Source organism: Pseudomonas sp. I2, from assembly GCF_040984075.1.
Classification (GTDB): Bacteria; Pseudomonadota; Gammaproteobacteria; order Pseudomonadales; family Pseudomonadaceae; genus Aquipseudomonas; species Aquipseudomonas guariconensis_B.
In genome coordinates, this window is record NZ_JBCGFQ010000016.1 from 39,805 (window position 1) to 62,868 (window position 23,064).

The following is a 23,064-nucleotide window of genomic DNA, read 5'->3' on the forward strand; positions in this document are numbered from 1 at the left end:
CTCTCTTAGAGGAAACCAATGGAAATCCACGGGAAACAGGCGACGATCACCAGGGCCACCAGCAAGGCCCCCAGATAGCCCCAGACCCTGCGAATGACATGATCGGACGATGTCTTGCTGATGGCGCAAGCGGCATAGAAGCCCACCCCCAGCGGTGGTGCGAACAGCCCCACGCCCATGGCCAGGATCACCACCATGGCGTAGTGCACCGGGTGGATGCCGAGCATTTCGGCCAGCGGGAACATCAACGGGCCGAACAGCACGATGGCCGGGATGCCTTCGAGCACACTGCCCAGCACCAGGAACACAATGATGGTGACGAACATGAAGCCCAAGGTGCCGCCAGGGATCTCCTCGATCAGCTCGACCAGCGAATTGGAGAAGCCCGACTGGGTCAGCGCCCAGGCCATGGCCGAGGCCATGCCGATGATCAGCAGGATGGCCCCGGACAACGCCGCAGCCTCGAGCAGCATCGGGTACAGCCTGCGCCACTCGATATGGCGCATGAACAGGTGCATCGCCAGGCCGACCAGTACCACGTAGGCCACGCCGATGGTCGATACCTCGGTGGCGGTGGCCGCGCCCTCCAGCACAGCGACGCGAATCAGCAATGGCAGGGCCAGCGCCGGCAAGGCGATCAGGAAAGTCTTGCCCACACGCGACAGCGGCGCGCGTTCGATCCTGGGCCCCTGCTCCTTGCGCGAGCGCCACCAACACACCACCGCGATGGCCACGGTGGCGACCACCGCCGGCATCAACCCACCGATGAACAGCGCGGTGATCGACACACTGCAGACCGCACCAATGGTGATCAGCACCAGGCTCGGCGGAATGGTCTCGGTCATCGCCCCGGTAGCCGACAGTAGCGCCGCCAGTTCCTCGGGCTTGGACCCGCGGCGTTTCATCTCCGGGAACAACGCTGGCGCCACAGCCGCCATGTCGGCCACCTTGGAACCAGAAATACCGGAGACCAGGAACATCGCACCCAGCAACACATACTGCAGGCCACCGCGCACATGCCCGAGCAGCGAGGCCATGAAGTCGATCAGGGTACGCGCCATGCCGGAGAGCTGCAGCACCACGCCCAGCAGCACGAACAGCGGTACCGCCAACAGCACCATGTGCGACATGCCTTCATCCATGCGTCCGACCACGATCGACAATGGCGCATGGGTCGCCAAGGCCAAGTAGGCCATGGTCGCGGTGCCAAAGGCGAAGGCGATGGGGATGCCGCCGAACACGCAAGCGCCCAGCAGCACCAGGAAGAACACCACCAGGTTGTAGTTGCCCATCTGCTCCAGCAGCGGCTGTGCCAACCACAGCACGCCTGCCACCACCGCCACCACGCCCAACCCGGCCATGAACTGGCGCACGGTCGAGTAACGCGCCATGCGCGCCACCGCCGCCAGCAGCATGAGCACCGCGCCCACCGGCAGCGCCGCCGCGCGCACGCCATCGGGAATGCCCAAGGCCGGCGTGGTGATCCACATCTGTTCATGGGAATGCTGCATGGCGGGCGAGATGATCAGCGCCACGAACAGACAGACGATCAGCGCCGACAAAGTTTCACTGAAGCCGCGCCAGGCAGCGGGCAGCTTGTTGACCACCGCCGACATACGCATGTGCTCGCCGCGGTCCAGCGCCAGCACCGCGCCGAACATCGACAACCAGATGAACAGCGACGACGCCAGCTCATCGGACCAGATCAACGGGCTGTGCAGCACATAGCGCGCGATAACACCCGCCAGCAGCACCAAGGTCTCTATCACCATCAAGGCGACGGCGATCACCCCGACCACGCGCATGGTCCAGGTGTTCAAGCGGATCAGCGCCCGGGCCGGCAGGCGCTGTGGAAGGTTGGAGGCCGTGACCGCTGGGGCGCTCATCATGCCAGCTTCCCGGAGAACTGCTCGAGAATGGCCCAGGCTTCATCGCCGAACTTTTCGTGCCAGTGCGCGTAGTAGTTACCGTTGCGCAACTTCTCGCGGAACGGTTCGGCTGGTGCTTCGACCAGCTCCAGGCCTTGTGCCTTGAGGGTATCGCGGGTGCTGCCTTCGAGCTTGGCGAGGTCTTCGCGCTGGGCCAGCACCGCCGCGTCGATGTGCTTGCGCAGCACCGCCTGGAGCTCGGCCGGCAGGCGGCCGATGGAGGCGCTGTTGCCAAGCATCCAGAAACCGTCCCAGACATGGTTGGTCAACGAACAGTACTTCTGCACTTCGTAGAGCTTGGCCGAAGCCACCAGGGTCAACGGGTTTTCCTGCCCCTCGACGATGCGCGTCTGCAAGGCCGAGTAGACTTCAGCGAAGTTGATGCTGGTCGGCGCGGCGTCCAGGGCACGGAAAATCGACATGATGATCGGGCTGGGCGGCACGCGCAGCTTCATCGCACGCAGGTCGTCGGGGGTGGCCACCGGCCGGGTACTGGTAGTGGTGACCCGGAAGCCGTTGTCCCACATGCGTTCGTAGGCGAACAGCGTGCCGGTCTTGGCGATTTCATTGCGCACATGGGCGCCCAGCGCGCCGTCCATGGCGCTCCACACCTGTGAATAGTCCTTGAAGGCAAAACCCACCGCGCTGATCTGTACCGAAGGCACCAACGTGCCAAGAATCACTGGCGACAGCGAGAACAGGTCGACCGCGCCGGAACGCACCTGGGCCAGGGTGTCGGTGTCGCTGCCCAACTGGCTGCTGGGAAACACCTGCACGCTGAGGGCGCCGTTGGTTTCTTCCTTGATGGCCTTGGCCATCTCCCGGGCGCGGATGTTCATCGGGTGGCTGATCGGCAGGTTGTTGGCGAACTTCAACTTGAAGTCCGCGGCGCGGCTGCTGCCGCTGTACAGGCCCAGACCGGCGGCAGCGACGGCGGCCGATGCCATGGAGGCCGTCTTGATGAAGGAACGGCGGGTGAAATCGCTCATGAAGCTCTCCTGACCTAGTTGTTCTTATTGATCGAGTTGCTGGAATACGGCGACGGTGACGTTGTTGTTAGCAATACGAGTGCCACCCCTTTGCAAGGTGCGGCCATGCCTGTCGCCGAATATGCCAGGATTCATTCAAGCCTATGTTTTGACGAAAGAATTTATTTATCTGCGGCTGGCGAGCGCACCGCTGGCTTGACACCCGATGTGCCGACGGGAAGTGACAGGTGTCTCCCTGAACTGTCGCCTGCTCGGCAAAGGCGACACCTGTTCGATGCCCAGGGCTACCGTGCGAACCCCTGGGTTGGCGGCAAAGCCGCACGCCAGAGGCCTGCCCGGACCTTGGCACCGCCCTTGCTATCGATCTCGCAAACCACATCAAGCGAGGACGCACCTCATGGATTCGCCCGTCATCCGCGGCTGGTACCACTCCCCCTTCGGCAAGTTCCCCGAGATCGACCCCGAGCAGATGATGGCCGACGCCGCCATCGGCGCGCTCAGCCATGCGGGGCTCGAGGCCGAGCAGATCGACTCGGTCCACGTCGGCCACTTCAACGCCGGCCTGCTCTACCAGGACTTCCCCTCCGCACTGCTGGCCAATCACCTGCCAGCGCTGCGTTTCACCCCGTCGGTACGCCTGGAGAACGCCTGTTCCACAGGTTCGGCGGCGATCCATTCGGCGCTGCAGGCGGTGCTCAGCGGCCACTCCCGGCATGCCCTGGTGGTGGGCTTCGAGAAGATGAACGGCCTGCCGACTGCGGAGGTCGGTCGCATCCTCCTCAAGTGCTGCTATGCGCGCGAAGAAGCGCAGATCGAAAACGGCTTCGCCGGCGTGTTCGGCAACATCGCCAGCGCCTATTTCGCCCGCCATGGCGACCAGTCCGACGCCCTGGCCATGATCGCGGCGAAAAACCACGCCAATGGCGCACTCAATGCCTTCGCCCACATGCGCCGCGACTTGGGCTTCGACTTTTGCCGCACACCCTCGGAGAAAAACCCCTTCGTCGCCGGCCCACTCAAGCGCAGCGACTGCTCGCTGATCACCGACGGCGCTGCGGCGCTGGTGGTCAGCCGTGCCGACCTGGGCGATAGCCAGCGCAACACCGTGCGCTTCCGGGCCGCGGTGCAAGTCAACGACTACCTGCCGCTGTCGCGCCGCGACCCTACCGTGTTCGAGGGCGCCGCACGCGCCTGGCGGCAAGCCCTGGCCCAGGCCGGGATGACCCTGGCCGACCTGTCGCTGGTGGAGACCCACGATTGCTTCACCATCGCCGAGCTGCTCGAGTACGAGGCCATGGGCCTGGCCGAGCCTGGCCAGGGTGCGCGGGTGATCAAGGAAGGTATCAGCCACAAGGACGGCCGCCTGCCGATCAACCCGTCGGGCGGGCTCAAGTCCAAGGGCCACCCGATCGGGGCCACCGGCGTGTCGATGCACGTGATGGCCGCCATGCAGCTCAGCGGCCAAGCCGGCGATATGCAACTGTCCCGTGCCGACCGTGCTGGTGTGTTCAACATGGGCGGCGCTGCTGTCACCAACTACGTGAGCATTCTGGAGGCTGTGTGATGACCGGTATCGACAACGTCATGAACCTCGGTGAACTGCTGGCGCAAACTGCCCGCCGGCTACCCGACGAACCGGGGTTCATTCGCGGCCACCAACGCTACAGCTGGCGCCAATTGCTCAACCGTGTCGACAGCGTGGCCGCTGCGCTGCGCGCCAAGGGGCTGGGCAAGGGCGACCGCCTGCTGGTGCATTCGCGCAACAACCTGCAATTGTTCGAGAGCGCCTGGGTCGCCTTCCGCCTGGGCATGGTCTGGGTACCGACCAATGTGCGCATCACACCGCCCGAGGCGGCCTACCTGGGCAGTTCCAGCGGCGCGGTGGCGATGCTCTACGACGAAGGCTTCGCCCACTACGTGGACGCCGTTCGCGAAGCCTCGGCGGCGTTGCGCCTGGTGATCGCCATCGGCACGCCGCGCACGGGTGAGCTGGGCTACGACCAACTGCTCGACCAGGGCGCAGCGCTGCAGCCCAGCTTCCGCCCGGCCGAGGTGCTCTATCACGACCCACTGTGGTTCTTCTACACCTCAGGCACCACGGGCCACCCCAAGGCTGGCGTGCTGACCCACGGGCAGATGGCATTCGTGGTCAACAACCACCTCGCCGACCTCATGCCGGGCCTCACCCAGCGATCCCGCTCGCTGGTGCTGGCACCGCTGTCGCATGGCGCCGGTATCCACGCGCTGGTCAACGTCGCCCGCGGCGCTGCCTGCATCCTGCCTTCCAGCGACCGGCTGGACTGCGACGAGGCCTGGCGGCTGGTGGAACGACACAAGGTCGACAACCTGTTCACCGTGCCGACCATCGTCAAGATGCTCACCGAGGATGAAGCGGTCGCTCGCCATGATCACAGCAGCCTGCGCTATGTCATCTACGCTGGCGCGCCCATGTACCGCGCCGACCAGTGCCACGCCCTGCGCACCTTGGGCAAGGTGCTGGTGCAGTACTACGGGCTGGGCGAGGTGACGGGCAATATCACCGTGCTGCCCGCCGACTGCCACGATGCCGAGGACAGCCCATGGGCCAAGGTCGGCTCCTGCGGTTACCCGCGCACCGGTATGCAGGTGGCGATCCTCGACGAGCAGGGCAACGAACTGCCCACTGGCAGCGATGGCGAGATCTGCGTGCGCGGCCCGGCGGTGTTCGCCGGCTACTACGACAACCCGCAGGCCAACGCCGCCTGCTTTCGCCATGGTTGGTTCCACACCGGCGACCTGGGCCATGTCGACGAGCAAGGTTACCTGTTCATCACCGGGCGCGCCTCGGACATGTACATCTCCGGCGGCTCGAACGTCTACCCGCGCGAGATCGAGGAAGCACTGCTGACCCATCCGGCGGTCAACGAAGTGGCGGTGCTCGGCCTGCCGGACGAAAAATGGGGCGAGTGCGGTTGCGCGGTGATCGTCACCACCGAGCAGGTCAGTGACGAACAGTTGCTGGCTCACCTGGAGCCGCGCCTGGCCCGCTACAAATGGCCCAAGCGCTTCGTGCGCTGGAAAACCATGCCCAAATCGGGCTACGGAAAGATCGTCAAGAAGCAGATCCGCGCCCTGCTCGATGCCTGCGAGGAGCCTGCCCTATGACCCCGCACTTCGAACAGCACGCCGGCGTGCGCCATTTCATTCACAGCGGCCAACCCAAGCAGCCGCGCTTGCTGGACTGCGAAGTGGCCGATTGCGAGGAACTGCGCATCGTCCTGCCACAGGCCTGCAACGTCGCCTCGGCCTTGCTCGACGCCCTCAGCGGGCACAGCTACCGCAGCGCGGTGGGGCGCATCCTGTGTGGTACCGCGGCGCGGTTGAGCTATCACCGCATGGTCACTACCCGCGACACACAACGCCCGTACGATTATGGCCGCCCGGTGGAGCTGGACGGCTGCATCACCTTCATCAGCGGTGCATTGACCGTGGGTCGAGATGCCCGCGGCGCCCCCTTGCTGCACTGCCACGCCGGCTTCATCGACCGCCACGGCCAGCAACACGGCGGCCATTTGGTACTCGACCGGCTGGTGGTCGGCAGCGACCCCCTGGTGCTGCGCCTGTGCCTGTTCGAGCAGGTCGCCTACCAGGTACAGCCCGACGCGGAAACCCACTTCAACCTGCTCCACCCGGTGTTCCAGGAGGCCTCATGAACCTTGCAGCGAGCCAAACCGAGTCCCAGGTACAGAGCGGCCGCCTGGGCCGCCTGGTGGTGGCCCGACTCAAGCCCAACGAAGACATCATCGACAGTGCCGAAGCCCTGTGCGCAAGCCACGGCATCCGCCTGGCCGTGGTCCGCGGCGGCCTGGGCAGCCTGATCGACGCCCAGTTGCACTACCTGGGCCACAACGGCATGCAGGCTATCCATGTGCCTGGGCCGGGGGTGGAAATCCTCAGCCTCAGCGGCGAGATCGCAGCCGGTGAAAGCCGCCTGCAGGCGGTGGTCGCCGATGCCGATGGCAATATCTTCGCCGGCCGGCTGCAAAGAGGCCGCAACCTATCGTTCATCACCGTCGAACTGACCCTTCAGGAATGGCTGCCTGACTGACCCCTACCCAACGTCACACCCTGGGCGCCAGCGCGTCCAGCCCCCTTGCGCCCGGCGTACGGGCGCTTTTTTGCATCAGGAAAACAACAATGACAAGAAAGCCCTTCATGCACCTTTCCCTGCTGACCGCCACCAGCGCCCTGCTCGCTCCCCCCGCCCAGGCAGCCTTCGTCGAAGATGGTAAAGCCGCCCTGACCTTGCGCAACTACTACTTCAACAATGACTTTCGCGACCGCCCCGGTGCCGCAGGGCAGAGCAAGACCGCCGAATGGGCCCAGGGCTTTCTGCTCGACTACAAGTCCGGTTTCACCGACGGCACCGTCGGCGTTGGCGTCGACGCCCTCGGCATGCTGGGGGTGCGCCTGGACGGCGGCGGCGGCAACCACCGTGGCAGCTCGATGATTCCCGACGACAGCGACGGCAGCGCCGTCGACCAGTGGAGTCGACTGGGGCTGACCGGCAAACTGCGCTTCTCCAGGACCGAGGCGCGCTACGGCACCTTGCAACCGAAATTGCCGATCCTGGTGACCAACGACGGTCGCGTGCTACCGCAGACCTTCGAGGGCGGCATGATCACCTCCCAGGAGTTCGATGGCCTGACGCTGACCGGAGGGCGCCTGGAGCACACCACCGGACGTGGCTCGAGCAACCGCTCCGGCCTGGCTGTCGCGGGGGGCACCCAAGAGAGCAACGCGTTCCTCTTCGCCGGCGCCGACTATCAATTGAGCGAAGCACTCAAGCTGCAGTACTACGCCGCCAAGCTCGAGGACTACTACGTGCAGCACTTCGGCGGCCTGGTACACGTCTGGACGCTGGCCGACAACCAGTCGCTGACCACCGACCTGCGTTACTTCAAGACCGATGCCGACGGGCGCAACGATTCGGCCTCTGGACGTGCAGCGGGTTATCAGGTGAGCGGCTTGGCCGATACGCCGGGCAAGATCGACAACGACACCTGGAGCGCGATGTTCACCTATGCACTCGGTGGTCATGCGTTGCTGCTGGGCCATCAGCGGGTATCTAACAGCGGCAACTTCGTGCAACTCAACCAGGGCAATACCGGCGAAGGGGCGGCGGGTGCCAGTATCTATCTGTTCACCGATCGCCTGGTGACCAGTTTCACCCGGGCCGGCGAGCGCACCACCTTCGGCCAGTATGCCTACAACTTCGCGGCGCTGGGGGTGCCGGGGCTGACTGCCTCGGTGGCCTATCTGAAGGGCAGCCACATCCGCATGGCATCGGGTGGCGACGAGCAGGAATGGGAACGCGACATCGCCCTGGATTACGTGGTGCAAGACGGAACGCTCAAGGGACTGGCGTTCAGCTGGCGCAATGGCATGCTGCGCAGCGGCGTGCCGAGCGAATGGAACCAGGACCAGAACCGGGTGATGGTGAGCTACTCACTACCGTTGCTGTGAGCCTGAACCGCAGGAGCGGGCTTGCCCGCTCCTGCGAGGTCATCTACTCCGATCAGGAAGTGTGCTGCGCGCCCTCGAACCAGGCCAGCTTGTCACGCAACTGCACCACCTCCCCGACGATCACCAATGTCGGCGCATGCACCTCATGCCGTGCCACCAGCTCCGGCAGGTCGGCCAGGGTGCCAGTGAACACCCGCTGGTTGCGTGTCGTCCCTTGCTGCACCAACGCTGCCGGGGTACTGGCCGCACGGCCATGGCGGATCAACTCGGCACAGATGGTCGGCAGCCCCACCAGGCCCATGTAGAACACCAGGGTCTGGGCCGGCGCTACCAGGTCATGCCACGGCAGGTTGCTGGTGCCATCCTTCAGGTGACCGGTGACGAAACGCACCGATTGGGCATAGTCCCGGTGGGTCAGCGGGATCCCGCCATAGGCGGAGCAGCCGCTGGCCGCGGTGATGCCCGGTACCACCTGGAACGGGATGCCCTCCCCAGCCAACTCCTCGATCTCCTCACCACCACGACCGAAGATGAACGGATCGCCGCCCTTGAGCCGCAACACGCGCTTGCCCTGGCGGGCCAGGTCGACCAGCAGGCGGTTGATCTGCTCCTGGGGCACGGCATGGTCGGCGCGGCGCTTGCCCACATAGATCCGCTCGGCATCGCGCCGGCACATCTCGATGATGGCCGGCGCCACCAGGCGGTCGTAGAGCACCACGTCGGCCTGCTGCATCAGGCGCAGGGCACGGAAGGTCAGGAGGTCCGGATCGCCCGGCCCGGCACCGACCAAGTACACCTCGCCGCCTTGCTGCACCGCCGCGCCATCGACCTTGGCCTGCAACAGGCGCTCGGCCTCGCTGCCCTGCCCGGCCAGCTGGCGCTCGGCGATCGGCCCCTGAAAGACCTCCTCCCAGAAACCGCGACGCTGGTTGACGTCCGGGTACAGGGCCTTGACCTTGTCGCGAAAACGCGCCGCCAGCCCGGCCAGTTCGCCATAGGCGGCCGGGATCCAGGCCTCCAGCCTGGCACGGATCAACCGCGCCAGCACCGGTGCGTCGCCACCGCTGGACACCGCCACCACCAGGGGCGAACGGTCGACGATGGCCGGGAAGATCACCGTGCACAGCGCCGGGGCATCCACCACGTTGACCGGCAGGCAGCGGCCTTGTGCGTCCGCCGACACCTGGGCATTGAGCGTCGGGTCGTCGGTGGCCGCGATCACCAGCCGGCAGCCTTCCAGGTCGCCGACCTGGTAGCCACGCACCAGGACCTCGCCGCCCCCCTCCTGGGCCAACGCCGCCAGCTGGCTGTCGACCTGCGGCGCGACCACCCGCAGCGCGGCGCCGGCATCGGCCAGCAGACGCGCCTTGCGCAAGGCGATCTCGCCGCCGCCGACGACCAGCACGCGGCCGCCCTGCAGCTTGTGGAACAGCGGCAGGAAATCCATTTAGCCGATGACCTCGATACCACCCATGTACGGCTTGAGCACTTCCGGCACACGGATCGAACCGTCGGCCTGCTGGTAGTTCTCCAGCACCGCCACCAGGGTGCGGCCCACGGCCAGGCCGGAGCCGTTGAGGGTGTGCACCAGTTCCGGCTTGCCGGTTTCCGGGTTGCGCCAGCGCGCCTGCATGCGCCGCGCCTGGAAGTCACCACAGTTGGAGCAGGAGCTGATCTCGCGGTACTTGTCCTGGCTCGGCACCCAGACTTCCAGGTCGTAGGTCTTCACCGCACTGAAGCCCATGTCGCCGGTGCACAGGGCCAGTACGCGGTACGGCAGCTCCAGGGCCTGCAGCACGCGCTCGGCGTTGGCAGTCAGGCCCTCCAGGGCTTCCATCGACTTGGACGGCTCGACGATCTGCACCATCTCGACCTTGTCGAACTGGTGCTGGCGGATCATGCCACGGGTATCGCGGCCCGAGGCACCGGCCTCGCTGCGGAAGCACGGGGTATGGGCGACGAACTTGACCGGCAGTTGCTTGGCATCGAGGATCTCGCCGGCGACGATGTTGGTCAGCGACACCTCGGCGGTCGGGATCAGGTAGAAATCGGCCTCGCCTTCACGGGCGATCTTGAACAGGTCTTCCTCGAACTTCGGCAACTGGCCGGTGCCCTGCAGGGCCGGCGCCTGCACCAGGTACGGGGTGTAGGCTTCCTCGTAGCCGTGCTCGCGGGTGTGCAGGTCGATCATGAACTGGGCCAGGGCGCGGTGCAGGCGGGCTATCGGGCCGCGCAGCAGGGCAAAGCGGGCGCCGGAAAGCTTGGCTGCGGTCTCGAAGTCCAGGCCGCCGCTGATCTCGCCCAGGGCCACGTGGTCCTTGATCTCGAAATCGAACGCACGCGGCGTGCCCCAGCGGCGCACCTCGACGTTGGCATCCTCGTCCGCGCCGACCGGTACGCTGGCGTCCGGCAGGTTGGGGATGGTCAGGACGATGGCGTCCAGCTCGGCCTGAATGCCGTCCAGCTCGACCTTGCCGGCGGCCAGCTCGTTGGCCATGCGCTCGACATCGGCCATCAGCGGGGCGATGTCCTCGCCCTTGGCCTTGGCCTGGCCGATGGACTTGGAACGGGCGTTACGCTCGGCCTGCAGCTGCTCGGTGCGGGTCTGCACCGCCTTGCGGCGCTCTTCCAGGGATTCGATGCGCGCGACATCCAGGCTGAAGCCACGGGAGGCCAGGCGGTCCGCCACTTCCTGAAGTTGGCCGCGTAACAGTTTGGAATCGAGCATATCGTTCTCTCGTTGTGTGTTGGTTCAGAATTTGGTCAGGGACAGGCCGGCCCAGGTGGCCAGCAGCCCGCCCACTACGCTGATACCGGTATAGCCCAGGGCCAGCGGTACTTGCCCGCTTTCCATCAGGCGCACGGTATCCAGCGAAAAGGAGGAAAAGGTCGTCAGGCCACCGAGGAAGCCCACGATCAGCCCTGCGCGCAGCTCGACCGGCGCCAGCGGCTTGTGCAGGAACAGGCCGTAGAGCAGGCCGATCAGCAGGCAGCCGACCAGATTGACCGCCAGCGTACCGGCATAGAAGTGTCGTGGCCAGTGGGCAGCGACCCAGTTGGCGGTGGCGAAGCGCAGCAGCGTGCCGGCGACGCCGCCCGCGCTGACGGCGGCGATGAGTACGATCACGGTTTTCTCCGTTGGCGGGGGCTGTTGCGGTCGAGCTCGGCCAGGTGGCGCAGCTTTTCGCCGATCTTCAGTTCCAGGCCCCGGGGTACCGGTTGGTAGTACTGGCGCGGCTCGAGCTGCTCGGGGAAGTAGTCCTCGCCGGCGGCGTAGGCATCGGGCTCGTCGTGGGCGTAGCGGTACTCCTCGCCGTAGCCCAGTTGCTTCATCAACTTGGTCGGGGCATTGCGCAGGTGCAGCGGCACCTCCAGCGAGCCGTGCTCGGCCGCCTCGCGCATGGCCGCCTTGAAGCCCATGTACACCGCGTTGCTCTTCGGCGCACAGGCGATGTAGGTGATGGCCTGGGCCACCGCCAGTTCGCCTTCCGGGCTGCCCAGGCGCTCCTGCACGTCCCAGGCCGCCAGGCACAGGCTCAGGGCACGGGGGTCGGCGTTGCCGATATCCTCGCTGGCCATGCGTACCACGCGGCGGGCGATGTACAGTGGGTCGCAGCCCCCATCGAGCATGCGCGCATACCAGTACAGGGCGGCGTCCGGGTTGGAGCCGCGCACCGACTTGTGCAGCGCCGAGATCTGATCGTAGAAGGCCTCGCCGCCCTTGTCGAAGCGGCGGCGGCTGTCACCGAGCAGGCTCTGCAGCAGGTCGACGCCGATCTCGCCACCGTCCTCGGCCAGGTCCGAGGCGTTCTCCAGCAGGTTGAGCATGCGCCGACCATCGCCGTCGGCGGCGGCCATGAGCATCTGAAAGGCTTCGTCGCCGACCTGCAGCCGACGCTCGCCCAGGCCGCGCTCCTCGGTCAGGGCGCGGTTGACCAGCTTGCGCAGGGCGGCTTCGTCCAGGCTCTTGAGCACATAGACCCGGGCCCGCGACAGCAGCGCGTTGTTCAGCTCGAACGAGGGGTTCTCGGTGGTGGCGCCGATGAAGATCAGCGTGCCGTCTTCCACATAGGGCAGGAAGGCATCCTGCTGGGACTTGTTGAAGCGGTGCACCTCGTCGACGAACAGGATGGTCCGACGGCCGTACTGGCCAGCCTGCTGCTTGGCCACCTCGACCGCCTGGCGGATCTCCTTGACCCCGGCCAGCACCGCCGAGACGGTCTCGAAATGCGCATCGCAGAACTGCGCCAGCAGCCGCGCCAGGGTGGTCTTGCCGACCCCGGGTGGCCCCCAGAAGATCATCGAATGCAGCGCGCCCTGCTCCAGCGCCTCGCGCAGCGGCTTGCCGCGTGCCAGCAGGTGCTCCTGGCCGACGTACTCGTCCAGGTTGGACGGACGCAGGCGGGCGGCCAGGGGCTGGGCGACAGGTTCGCTTCGAAACAGGTCCATGATGCGCTCTCGTTACTCCTGGATGACGTCGGCGCCTTCCGGGATCTTGAACTGGAACTTGCTCGCCGGGACCGCCTCGTTGGCCTTGACCCCGTTGAACAGGATATTGGTGCGCTGCCCGACGCTGTCGATCAGTTGCATGTCGTTGATCAGCCCACGGCGGAACGACACCCGCAGCGAGTCGAACAGGGTGTCCCGGGTCTTGGGCTTGAGGGTGAAGTCCAGGACCTCGCCCTGCTCCTTGGAGGTGATGTCGAAGCTCTGGCTGATCTTCGACACGTCACCGGACAGCAGCAGCGCCGGGGTCTGGTTCAGGCGCTCGTCGAGCTTCTTGACGGTGGCCTGCTCCAGGTCCGGGTCCCACAGGGTGACCTTCTGGCCATCGGACACCACCACCTGTTCCTGGGGCGCATCGGTGTGCCAGTAGAACAGGCCTGGGCGCTTGACCGCCATCTCGCCGCTGGTCTCCTGCAGGCTGGTGCCACTGGCATCCAGGGTCAGCTGGGAGAAACGGGCAGTGATGGTCTGCGACTTTTCCAGCAATTGGGTCAGGCGCGCCACGTCCTTCTCGTCGGCATGGGCCGACACGGCGCCCAGGGCCAGGGCAGAAACCAACAGCATGCGAATCGCGCGCATGGGAATCCTCGTCGAACAGTGAATGGGCCGGGCGCCGCCTTCGGCGCCCGGCAAGGTGATCATCAATCGCGTGGGCCGCCCGGGGCAATCACTTCCCGCGAGCCGTTGCTGTTCATGGGGGTGACCACGCCAGCCATCTCCATGGCCTCGATCATCCGCGCAGCGCGGTTGTAGCCGATCTTCAGCTTGCGCTGCACCGCGGAAATGGATGCCCGACGGCTTTCCAGGACGAACTGCACCGCTTCGTCGTACAGGGCATCGGCTTCCGGATCGTCGCCATCGCCACCACCGCCACCACCACCGTCGAAGCCGCTGCCGGCCTCCTCGACACCGTTGAGGATGTCGTCGTTGTAGTCCGGTGCGCCACGCAGTTTCCAGGCCTCCACCACGCGGTGCACCTCGTCGTCGGAGACGAAGGCGCCATGCACGCGGATCGGCAGGCTGGTGCCCGGCGGCATGTAGAGCATGTCACCGTGGCCGAGCAACTGCTCGGCGCCGCCTTGATCGATGATGGTCCGCGAGTCGATCTTGCTCGACACCTGGAAGGCCATGCGGGTCGGGATGTTGGCCTTGATCAGGCCGGTGATCACATCCACCGACGGACGCTGGGTGGCGAGGATCAGGTGGATACCGGCGGCCCGCGCCTTCTGGGCGATACGGGCGATCAGCTCTTCGACCTTCTTGCCGACGATCATCATCATGTCGGCGAATTCGTCGACCACCACGACGATGGTCGGCAGGGTCTTCAGTGCCGGCGGCTCGTCGTCCATGCTCTCGCGGCGGTACAGCGGGTCGGGGATCGACTCGCCGGCCTCCTGGGCGTCCTTGATCTTGCGGTTGAAACCAGCCAGGTTGCGCACACCCATCGCCGCCATCAGCTTGTAGCGCCGCTCCATCTCGGCCACGCTCCAACGCAAGGCGTTGGCGGCGTCCTTCATGTCGGTGACCACCGGGCAGAGCAGGTGCGGGATGCCCTCGTAGATCGACAGCTCGAGCATCTTCGGGTCGATCATGATCAGGCGCGCGTCTTCCGGGCTGGACTTGAACAGGATCGACAGGATCATGGCGTTGACCCCCACCGACTTACCGGAACCGGTGGTACCGGCCACCAGCAGGTGGGGCATCTTGGCCAGGTCGGTGATGACCGGCTTGCCACCGATGTCATGGCCCAGTGCCAGGGTGACCGGCGACTTGGCCTCGTCGTACTGGGACGACGACAGCACCTCGGAGAAGCGCACGATCTGGCGGTTCTCGTTGGGGATCTCGATACCCACGGTGGTCTTGCCAGGGATCACCTCGACCACGCGCACACTGGTCACCGCCAGGGAGCGCGCCAGGTCCTTGGCCAGGTTGGCGATGCGACTGACCTTGACCCCGGCCGCCGGCTGGATCTCGTAGCGGGTGATCACCGGGCCTGGGTGGATCGAGTCCACCGAGACTTCGACGCCGAATTCCTTGAGCTTGATTTCCAGCAGGTGGCCGACGCCGGCCAGCGACTCGGGCGAGTACTCGATCTTCTTCTGCTCGGCCGGGTCGAGGATGGAAATCGACGGCAGGGTGCCTTCCACGGCGCTGTCGACGAACAGCGGCGCCTGTTTTTCCTTCATCACCCGCTTGCTCGGCTCCGGCGCCTTGGCCGGGGCCGGCATGATCACCGGCGCCGGCTGCTGCTCACGCTGGGTCACGTGCTTGTTCAGGGCTTGGTCACGCTCGATGATGCGCTCGCGGGCCTTGACCTGCTCGCGCTTGTCGGCCACCACCGGGGCGACCACTTCGTCGATCTGCTCGTCCACCTCGCGCAGTTGCGCCACCAGGCGCTTGCGCTCGTTGCGCGCCGCCCACCAGCGATTGGCCGCGCTCTGCACCAGTTCGAACAGGTCGAGGGTGATCTTGCCGGTGATGTCCATCACCTTGAACCAGGACAGGTCGGTGAAGACGGTCAGGCCGAACAGGAACAGGGCGATGAACATCAGCGTGCTGCCCTGCACGTTGAGCAGGTTGCGCGCCAGGTCGCCCAGGCTTTCGCCCAGCGCGCCACCGGCGGAGAACGGCAAGCTTGCAGGCGGATGGAAATGGATATGCGCCAGCGCCGCGCCCGACAGCACCAGGAACACCAGGCCGATCAGCCGCCAGGAGAACAGCCAGCCGCTCCACTGCCAGGGCTGGTGGCGTTCGCGGAAGATCTGCCAGGTCTTGATCGCCAGCAGCAGCGGGAAGATGTAGGCGAAATACCCCAGCACCATGAACAGGATATCGGCGAAGTAGGCACCGGCACGGCCGGCGGCGTTCTGCACCTGCTCGACGTTGCTGGTGTGGCTGAAGCCCGGATCCGCCGTGTCGTAGGTCAGCAGTGCCATCCACAGGTACAGGCACAGGGCGCCGACGGCGATCAGTGCGCCTTCCTTGAGGCGGTAATGCAGCTGCTGCCGCCACAGGGGCACGGGCAAGGGGGTCGGGGTTGCGGTGGATTTCTTCAAAACGCGTCTATTCCTGCGCTTGCTGCGCGTCCAGTAGTGATCGACCCGGTGACCGGTCGACGAACCACTACTTTTAACATTACTGCCCGCCAGCCGCCATGGCGGCACGCCATACGGGGCGTGAATGGGGGCCAATTTCCTATGCCTGCAATTTGAGCACGCATTTTCTTTCGTGACAAAGGCTTATGCTGTGTTTTTGCACAGGTATGACAGCAAATGTCCGGGTTGGTGCCGGATGGCGGGCGATTGTGTAGGAAATCTTCCATTGCATGCATGAGCAAGCGTCAATCGGTGCCGCCCCCCTGCCACACGCTCTTACAAGGCCATGCATTGACCTGCAACCACCGCCGCGCCATGCTCTTCACCCTCCCCTCCCCCACCGCCGAAAGACAATGCTCACCTGGTTGACCCGTGACTCGCTCACCTTCCCGCCCCTGGAAAAAGCCCTGCACGAGCCCAACGGCCTGCTCGCCGCCGGCGGCGACCTGAGCCCGGAGCGATTGGTGCAGGCCTATCGCCATGGTTGCTTCCCCTGGTACCAGGACGGCCAACCGATCCTCTGGTGGTCACCCGACCCACGCACCGTGCTGTTCCCGGACGAGCTGCACGTGTCTCGCTCACTGGCCAAGCTGATGCGCCAAGGCCGCTACCAGGTCACCTTCGACACCGACTTCCCGGCGGTGATCGCCGCCTGCGCCGCCCCCCGCGACTATGCCGACGGCACCTGGATCACCGACAACATGCGCGCCGCCTATTGCGAGCTGCATCGGCGCGGCATCGCCCACTCGGTGGAGGTACGCCAGGAGGGCGAGCTGGTCGGCGGCCTGTATGGCCTGGCCATGGGCCGGCTATTCTTCGGCGAATCGATGTTCAGCCGCGCCGACAATGCCTCCAAGGTGGGCTTCGCGACGCTGGTCGAGCACCTGCGGCAGGCCGGCTTCGTGCTGATCGACTGCCAGATGCCGACCAACCACCTGCACAGCCTCGGCGCCCGCGCCATCAGCCGCGCCAGCTTCGCCGACCACCTGGCGCGCTACCTGGACCAACCCAGCGGCGCCACCTGGGTGCGCTAGGCGAGTTCTGCCAGCTGGCTTACACTTAAGGCAAAGTCTTGCCGAGGGGTCGATCATGACAGAGTTGGCGCGGTTGAAGTTCTATGCCACTCAGCCCCACTCCTGCAGCTACCTCCCGGACGAGCAGGCCACTACCCTGTTCCTCGATCCCAGCCAACCGATGGACGTGCATGTGTACGCCGACCTGTCGGAAATGGGCTTTCGCCGCAGTGGCGACCACCTGTATCGCCCCCATTGCCAGCACTGCAATGCCTGCGTGCCAGCGCGCATCCCGGCCGCGCGCTTCATCCCCAACCGCCAGCAACGGCGCATCCTCAAGCGCAACGCCGACCTCACCGTCAGCGCCGCACGCCCGGCGTTCAAGGAAGAGTATTTCGACCTGTACCGGCGCTATATCGAGCAGCGCCATGCCGACGGTGACATGTACCCGCCAAGCCGCGACCAGTTCTCCACCTTCCTGGTGCGCGACCTGCCGTTCTGCTGGTTCTACGAGTTCCGCCTGGAAGGCAGGCTGATGGCAGTGGCGGTGTGCGACCTGCTGCCCAACGGCCTGTCGGCGGTCTACACCTTCTACGAGCCCGAGGAAGAGCGCCGCAGCCTGGGCCGCTACGCCATACTCTGGCAGATCACCGAGGCGCTGCGGCAGAACCTCGACGCGGTCTACCTCGGCTACTGGATCAAGAACTGCAAGAAAATGAACTACAAGACCCAGTACCGCCCCATCGAACTGCTGATCAACCAGCGCTGGGTCACCCTCAATTGAAAGCATTGGCTTGAAACACAGTTTTCGGGCATAATCCACGCCACTTTTTTTGCCCGATGCAGTGGTGCGTCGGGCCGTCACTGGATACCGAGGGCTTTACTGCATGTCGAAAGAAGACAGCTTCGAAATGGAAGGTACTGTCGTCGACACCCTGCCCAACACCATGTTCCGCGTGGAGTTGGAAAACGGGCACGTCGTAACCGCGCACATCTCCGGCAAGATGCGCAAGAACTACATCCGCATTCTCACTGGCGACAAGGTCCGCGTCGAACTGACGCCGTACGACCTGAGCAAGGGCCGCATCACCTACCGCGCGCGCTAAGCTCAAGCCAATGAAAAGCCCGGCCATGTGCCGGGCTTTTTCATGGATTACGAGAAACCGGGGCCGCAAAGCGGCCCCGTTCCTACGGTCACGCCACCTCGGCCGTGGTCTCGAAGTCGAACACCAGCTCGCCATCGCGCAGGTCGATGTGCACCACCCCGCCGTGCTCGGCCAGCTCGCCGAACAGGATCTCCTCGGCCAGCGGCCGCTTGATCTTGTCCTGGATGAGCCGTGCCATCGGCCGCGCGCCCATCTGCACGTCGTAACCGGTGGTCGCCAGCCAGCCGCGGGCATCGTCGCTGACTTCCAGCAGTACACGCTTGTCTTCCAGCTGCGCCTGCAGTTCGATGAGGAACTTGTCGACGATGCTCTTGATCGTCTCGTGGCTCAGGCGGCCGAACTGGATGATGGTGTCCAGGCGGTTGCGGAACTCCGGCGTGAAGCTCTTGCGGATGACTTCCATGGCGTCGGAGGTATGGTCCTGCTGGGTGAAGCCGATCGAGGCCCGCGCGGCGGTCTCGGCGCCGGCGTTGGTGGTCATGATCAGGATCACGTTGCGAAAATCCGCCTTGCGCCCGTTGTTGTCAGTCAGGGTGCCGTGGTCCATCACCTGCAGCAGCAGGTTGAAGACTTCCGGGTGGGCCTTCTCGATCTCGTCGAGCAACAGCACGCAATGCGGCTGCTTGGTGATCGCCTCGGTCAGCAGACCGCCCTGGTCGAACCCGACGTAGCCGGGCGGCGCACCGATCAGGCGCGACACGGTATGCCGCTCCATGTACTCGGACATGTCGAAGCGCACCAGCTCGACACCCAGGGCCTTGGCCAACTGGCGCGCCACCTCGGTCTTGCCCACGCCGGTAGGGCCGGCGAAGAGGAACGAACCGACCGGCTTGTCGGGCGCCTTGAGCCCGGCACGCGAGAGCTTGATCGCCGTGGCCAGCGAGTCGATCGCCGCGTCCTGGCCGAACACCGTGAGCTTGAGGTCACGCTCGAGGTTGCGCAGCAGCTCCTTGTCGGAGCTGGTGACATGCTTCGGTGGAATCCGCGCGATCTTGGCGACGATGTCCTCGACCTGCGGCACGTCGATGCGCTTGACGCGGCTGTCCTCCGGCTGCAGGCGCTGATAGGCGCCGGCCTCGTCGATCACGTCGATGGCCTTGTCCGGCATGTGCCGGTCATTGATGTAGCGTGCGGCCAGTTCCGCCGCGGCACGCAGGGCCTCATCGCTGTACTCGATGTTGTGGTGGGTCTCGAAGCGGCCTTTCAGGCCACGCAGGATACCCACGGTGTCTTCCACCGACGGCTCGGTGACGTCGACCTTCTGGAAACGCCGCGCCAAGGCACGGTCCTTCTCGAAGATGCCACGGAACTCCTGGAAGGTGGTCGAACCGATGCAGCGGATGTCACCGGACGACAGCAACGGCTTGAGCAGGTTGGACGCATCCATCACCCCTCCCGACGCCGCGCCGGCACCGATGATGGTGTGGATTTCGTCGATGAACAGGATCGCCTGCGGGCGCTTGCGCAGTTCGCCAAGCAAAGCCTTGAAGCGCTTTTCGAAATCGCCCCGGTACTTGGTGCCAGCCAGCAGGGCACCCAGGTCGAGGGAGTACACCACGCTCTGGGCCAGCAGGTCCGGGACCTGGCCATCGACGATGCGCTTGGCCAGGCCTTCGGCGATGGCGGTCTTGCCCACGCCGGCCTCGCCGACCAGCAGCGGGTTGTTCTTGCGCCGGCGGGCGAGGATCTGGGCGACCCGCTCGACTTCCTGCTCGCGCCCCACCAGTGGGTCGATGCGGCCCAGACGGGCCAGTTCGTTCAGGTTGCTGGCATAGGCGTCCAGCGGATTGCCCGAGGACGCGGCCTCGCCGCCCTCCTCGTCCTGCATGTCCTGGTCGCCTTCGCTGTGCGGCCCATGGCCCGGCACCTTGGAGATGCCATGGGCGATGTAGTTGACCACGTCGATGCGGGCCACGCTCTGCTGCTTGAGCAGGAACACGGCCTGGCTTTCCTGTTCGCTGAAGATCGCCACCAGCACGTTGGCGCCAGTGACTTCGCGCTTGCCGGAACTCTGCACATGGAACACGGCACGCTGCAGTACACGCTGGAAGCCCAGGGTCGGTTGGGTCTCGCGGTCCTCGTCATGCACGGGGATCAGCGGCGTGGTGGAGTCGATGAACTCCTGCAGGTCGTGCTTGAGCTTGTCGAGATTGGCGCCACAGGCGCGCAGAACGGTCGCGGCGGCCTCGTTGTCAAGGAGTGCCAGCAGCAGATGCTCGACGGTCATGAATTCATGACGCTTCGAACGGGCCTCCTTGAAGGCCAGATTGAGGGTGACTTCGAGCTCGCGGTTTAACATAGCTTCACCTCATACCCAAGTGGTCGGCGATTAACCGTCCTTCTCGATTTCACAGAGTAGCGGATGCTGGCTTTCCCTGGCGTATTGGTTGACCTGCATGGCCTTGGTCTCGGCGATGTCGCGGGTAAACAATCCGCACACTGCCCGCCCTTCGGTATGGACGGTCAGCATGATCTTGGTCGCCAGCTCGCGGTTCAGATTGAAGAACGTCTCGAGCACTTCGACGACGAAATCCATCGGTGTGTAGTCATCGTTGAACAAAACCACCTTGTACATCGGTGGCGCCTGCAGGATCGGCTTGGCTTCCTGTACCGCCAGACCGGAGCCGTCGTCCTCGTTAGATTGCGGGCGATCCTGATTGAATGTTAGTCGAATCTGGCTGAGTGGATGCATGGAAAGAATTTCATCATATCGACAGGTTAAGGTAGTGGGTTGACCGCGAAGGCCGCGCCCGGCGCGGGCGCCGTCTGACCTTGACTATCGGCAAAACGGTGTTACAACCAATAAGAACCCACCGTGGTCGATAAAGATCCGCGCAGTCAACCAGATTTTTTCGCATGGTTCGTATGCGGATGACGTGGATGATACTCCAGTGATGGAGTCCTTTGCAGAGGGACATGAGGATGGCGAGCGGTAAAGTCAAGTGGTTCAACAATGCCAAGGGCTATGGATTCGTCAATGAGGAGGGCAAGAGCGAAGACCTGTTCGCCCACTATTCGCATATCCAGATGGACGGCTACAAGACGCTCAAGGCCGGCCAGCCCGTGACCTTCGATATCGTCCAGGGCCCCAAGGGCCTGCACGCGGTGAATATCTGCGGTGCCGGCGCCACGGCCGCGAAGGCCGAAGCCCAGCCTGTGGCGAATACCGTCCAGGCCTGATCCACACAGCCTTCTGCAGGCACATCGGGAACCGGCCAGCCCTCGCAGGGCTGGCCGGTTTTCATTTGTTGCCTAAATTAGAACGAAACCTGACCCAGTGTTTTTAGGGGCGCCCCTGTGGGAGCGGCCTTGTGTCGCGAAAGGGCTGCAACGCAGCCCCAACGACCCGCGCCTTCACATGTGCTTGATCATCTCGTCACCGAAGCCCGAGCTGCCGACCAGCGTGGCCCCGTCCATCAGGCGTTCGAAGTCATAGGTAACGGTCTTGGCCGCGATGGCGCCATTGGTTCCCTTGATGATCAGGTCGGCCGCCTCGGTCCAGCCCATGTGCCGCAACATCATCTCCGCCGAGAGGATCACCGAGCCTGGGTTGACCTTGTCCTGCCCGGCGTACTTGGGCGCGGTGCCATGGGTCGCCTCGAACATGGCCACGGTGTCGGACAGGTTGGCCCCCGGCGCGATGCCGATGCCGCCCACCTCCGCCGCCAGGGCGTCGGAGAGGTAGTCGCCGTTGAGGTTGAGGGTGGCGATCACGTCATACTCGGCCGGGCGCAGCAGGATCTGCTGGAGCATGGCATCGGCGATGGCGTCCTTGACCACGATATCGCGGCCAGTCCTGGGGTTCTTGAACGTCATCCAGGGGCCGCCATCGAGCAACTCGGCCTTGAACTCGTCGCGCGCCACCTCGTAGCCCCAGTCCTTGAAGGCGCCTTCGGTGAACTTCATGATATTGCCCTTGTGCACCAGGGTCACCGACTCGCGGTCGTTGTCCACGGCGTACTGCAACGCCTTGCGCACCAGGCGCTTGGTGCCCTCCTCGGAGACTGGCTTGACGCCGATGCCGCAGTTCTGGTCGAAGCGGATCTTGGTGACGCCCATTTCCTCCTTGAGGAACTTGATCACCTTGTTCGCCTCGGGCGAGCCGGCCTTCCACTCGATGCCGGCATAGATGTCCTCGGAGTTCTCGCGGAAGATCACCATGTCGACGTCGCCAGGCTTCTTCACTGGGCTGGGCACGCCCTGGAACCACAGCACCGGACGCAGGCAGACATACAAGTCCAGTTGCTGGCGCAGGGCCACGTTGAGCGAGCGAATGCCGCCGCCCACCGGGGTGGTCAGCGGCCCCTTGATCGACACCACGTACTCGCGCACCGCGTCGAGGGTTTCCTGGGGCAGCCAGGTGTCCTGGTCATAGACCTGGGTGGCTTTTTCGCCGGCATACACCTCCATCCAGGCGATCTTGCGCTTGCCGCCGTAGGCCTTCTGCACGGCGGCATCCACCACCTTGATCATCACCGGCGTGACATCGATGCCAATGCCGTCGCCCTCGATGTAGGGAATGATGGGGTTGTCTGGAACGTTGAGCGAATGGTCTGCATTGACGGTGATCTTGGTGCCTTCTGCCGGAACCTTGATTTTCTGGTATCCCATGCTGCACTACTCCGCTTGCCAAGTGTGATTGGACATCCTGCGATCCATTGAGCCTAAACCAGCTTTTCCGGGCTGCAAGCTTCAAGCTGCAAGCGGCAAGCTGATCGGCGCTGGATTCAATGACGAGCACGCCTCCAAAACCGCGCCGACCGCAAGCTCAGCCACACCGCATAGCCGCTTTTTCTTGCCGCTTGCAGCTTGAAGCTTGCAGCCCCTCGAGCCTGCGGCATCACGCCACATTGCTCCTACGC

Annotated in this window: 20 protein-coding genes; 9 read left to right on the top strand and 11 right to left on the bottom strand. The window is 64.8% G+C overall.

The features are described 5' to 3' along the window. Nucleotides 1–5: 5 nt before the first annotated feature. Nucleotides 6–1,889: a TRAP transporter large permease subunit gene (locus tag WCE05_RS10350; RefSeq protein WP_368815860.1), complete on the bottom strand. Its 1,884-nt coding sequence runs from the start codon at nt 1,887–1,889 to the stop codon at nt 6–8. Beyond that, nucleotides 1,886–2,917 (bottom strand): TRAP transporter substrate-binding protein, encoded by a 1,032-nt coding sequence (locus tag WCE05_RS10355; protein WP_225789201.1) that lies wholly within the window; start codon nt 2,915–2,917, stop codon nt 1,886–1,888. The genes WCE05_RS10350 and WCE05_RS10355 overlap by 4 nt, the downstream gene beginning before the upstream one ends. Nucleotides 2,918–3,314: 397 nt before the next feature. On the opposite strand from WCE05_RS10355, the gene WCE05_RS10360 reads away from it, so the two are divergent. The 5 genes from WCE05_RS10360 (at nt 3,315) to WCE05_RS10380 (ending at nt 8,422) form a co-directional block, all read left to right on the top strand. After that, nucleotides 3,315–4,481 carry an acetyl-CoA acetyltransferase gene (locus WCE05_RS10360; RefSeq protein WP_225789200.1) on the top strand — a complete coding sequence of 389 codons (1,167 nt, stop codon included), beginning with the start codon at nt 3,315–3,317 and terminating at the stop codon, nt 4,479–4,481. Beyond that, nucleotides 4,481–6,061, top strand: a complete 1,581-nt coding sequence (locus tag WCE05_RS10365) for an acyl-CoA synthetase (RefSeq protein WP_225789199.1) — start codon at nt 4,481–4,483, stop codon at nt 6,059–6,061. The genes WCE05_RS10360 and WCE05_RS10365 overlap by 1 nt, the downstream gene beginning before the upstream one ends. Next, nucleotides 6,058–6,609 (top strand): hypothetical protein, encoded by a 552-nt coding sequence (locus WCE05_RS10370; RefSeq protein WP_225789198.1) that lies wholly within the window; start codon nt 6,058–6,060, stop codon nt 6,607–6,609. The genes WCE05_RS10365 and WCE05_RS10370 overlap by 4 nt, the downstream gene beginning before the upstream one ends. Further along, a complete protein-coding gene (locus tag WCE05_RS10375; protein ID WP_225789197.1) occupies nt 6,606–7,004 on the top strand; it encodes a PPC domain-containing DNA-binding protein in 399 nt (132 codons plus the stop codon). The genes WCE05_RS10370 and WCE05_RS10375 overlap by 4 nt, the downstream gene beginning before the upstream one ends. A gap of 107 nt (nt 7,005–7,111) precedes the next feature. Beyond that, nucleotides 7,112–8,422 carry an OprD family porin gene (locus WCE05_RS10380; protein WP_225789196.1) on the top strand — a complete coding sequence of 437 codons (1,311 nt, stop codon included), beginning with the start codon at nt 7,112–7,114 and terminating at the stop codon, nt 8,420–8,422. 52 nt (nt 8,423–8,474) lie between these two features. Here the strand turns inward: WCE05_RS10380 and cysG are convergent, their stop codons facing one another. The 6 genes from cysG to ftsK form a co-directional block, all read right to left on the bottom strand. Continuing rightward, the gene (gene cysG / locus WCE05_RS10385; RefSeq protein ID WP_225789195.1) at nt 8,475–9,869 is read right to left on the bottom strand and encodes a siroheme synthase CysG; all 1,395 of its coding nucleotides are present in this window, start codon (nt 9,867–9,869) and stop codon (nt 8,475–8,477) included. Next, a complete protein-coding gene (gene serS, locus WCE05_RS10390; RefSeq protein ID WP_253101530.1) occupies nt 9,870–11,150 on the bottom strand; it encodes a serine--tRNA ligase in 1,281 nt (426 codons plus the stop codon). A gap of 24 nt (nt 11,151–11,174) precedes the next feature. Beyond that, complete coding sequence (crcB, locus tag WCE05_RS10395) at nt 11,175–11,549, bottom strand: fluoride efflux transporter CrcB (protein WP_225789193.1); 375 nt, start codon at nt 11,547–11,549, stop codon at nt 11,175–11,177. Beyond that, a complete protein-coding gene (locus WCE05_RS10400; protein WP_225789192.1) occupies nt 11,546–12,871 on the bottom strand; it encodes a replication-associated recombination protein A in 1,326 nt (441 codons plus the stop codon). The genes crcB and WCE05_RS10400 overlap by 4 nt, the downstream gene beginning before the upstream one ends. A gap of 12 nt (nt 12,872–12,883) precedes the next feature. Continuing rightward, the gene (gene lolA / locus WCE05_RS10405) at nt 12,884–13,507 is read right to left on the bottom strand and encodes an outer membrane lipoprotein chaperone LolA (RefSeq protein ID WP_225789191.1); all 624 of its coding nucleotides are present in this window, start codon (nt 13,505–13,507) and stop codon (nt 12,884–12,886) included. 62 nt (nt 13,508–13,569) lie between these two features. Next, nucleotides 13,570–15,984, bottom strand: a complete 2,415-nt coding sequence (gene ftsK / locus WCE05_RS10410) for a DNA translocase FtsK (RefSeq protein ID WP_253080565.1) — start codon at nt 15,982–15,984, stop codon at nt 13,570–13,572. Between the two features lie 392 nt (nt 15,985–16,376). Between ftsK and aat the strand changes: the two genes are divergently transcribed. From aat to infA, 3 genes are all read left to right on the top strand, one after another. Then, nucleotides 16,377–17,057, top strand: coding sequence for a leucyl/phenylalanyl-tRNA--protein transferase (gene aat / locus WCE05_RS10415; protein WP_368815861.1), 681 nt, complete (start codon nt 16,377–16,379; stop codon nt 17,055–17,057). Between the two features lie 55 nt (nt 17,058–17,112). Continuing rightward, entirely contained in the window at nt 17,113–17,820 is a 708-nt protein-coding gene (locus WCE05_RS10420; protein ID WP_225789188.1) for an arginyltransferase, read from the top strand. A 103-nt stretch (nt 17,821–17,923) separates the two neighbouring features. Further along, the gene (infA, locus tag WCE05_RS10425) at nt 17,924–18,142 is read left to right on the top strand and encodes a translation initiation factor IF-1 (protein WP_002553999.1); all 219 of its coding nucleotides are present in this window, start codon (nt 17,924–17,926) and stop codon (nt 18,140–18,142) included. Nucleotides 18,143–18,230: 88 nt separating this feature from the next. Here the strand turns inward: infA and clpA are convergent, their stop codons facing one another. Next, nucleotides 18,231–20,501, bottom strand: coding sequence for an ATP-dependent Clp protease ATP-binding subunit ClpA (gene clpA / locus WCE05_RS10430; protein WP_368815862.1), 2,271 nt, complete (start codon nt 20,499–20,501; stop codon nt 18,231–18,233). Nucleotides 20,502–20,531: 30 nt separating this feature from the next. Next, entirely contained in the window at nt 20,532–20,894 is a 363-nt protein-coding gene (gene clpS / locus WCE05_RS10435; RefSeq protein ID WP_225789186.1) for an ATP-dependent Clp protease adapter ClpS, read from the bottom strand. Between the two features lie 230 nt (nt 20,895–21,124). Here clpS and cspD point away from each other — a divergent pair, with 230 nt between their 5' ends. Beyond that, nucleotides 21,125–21,382, top strand: a complete 258-nt coding sequence (cspD, locus tag WCE05_RS10440) for a cold shock domain-containing protein CspD (protein WP_317235052.1) — start codon at nt 21,125–21,127, stop codon at nt 21,380–21,382. A 174-nt stretch (nt 21,383–21,556) separates the two neighbouring features. Here the strand turns inward: cspD and icd are convergent, their stop codons facing one another. Further along, nucleotides 21,557–22,813 (bottom strand): NADP-dependent isocitrate dehydrogenase, encoded by a 1,257-nt coding sequence (gene icd, locus WCE05_RS10445; RefSeq protein ID WP_225789185.1) that lies wholly within the window; start codon nt 22,811–22,813, stop codon nt 21,557–21,559. Nucleotides 22,814–23,064: the final 251 nt, after the last annotated feature.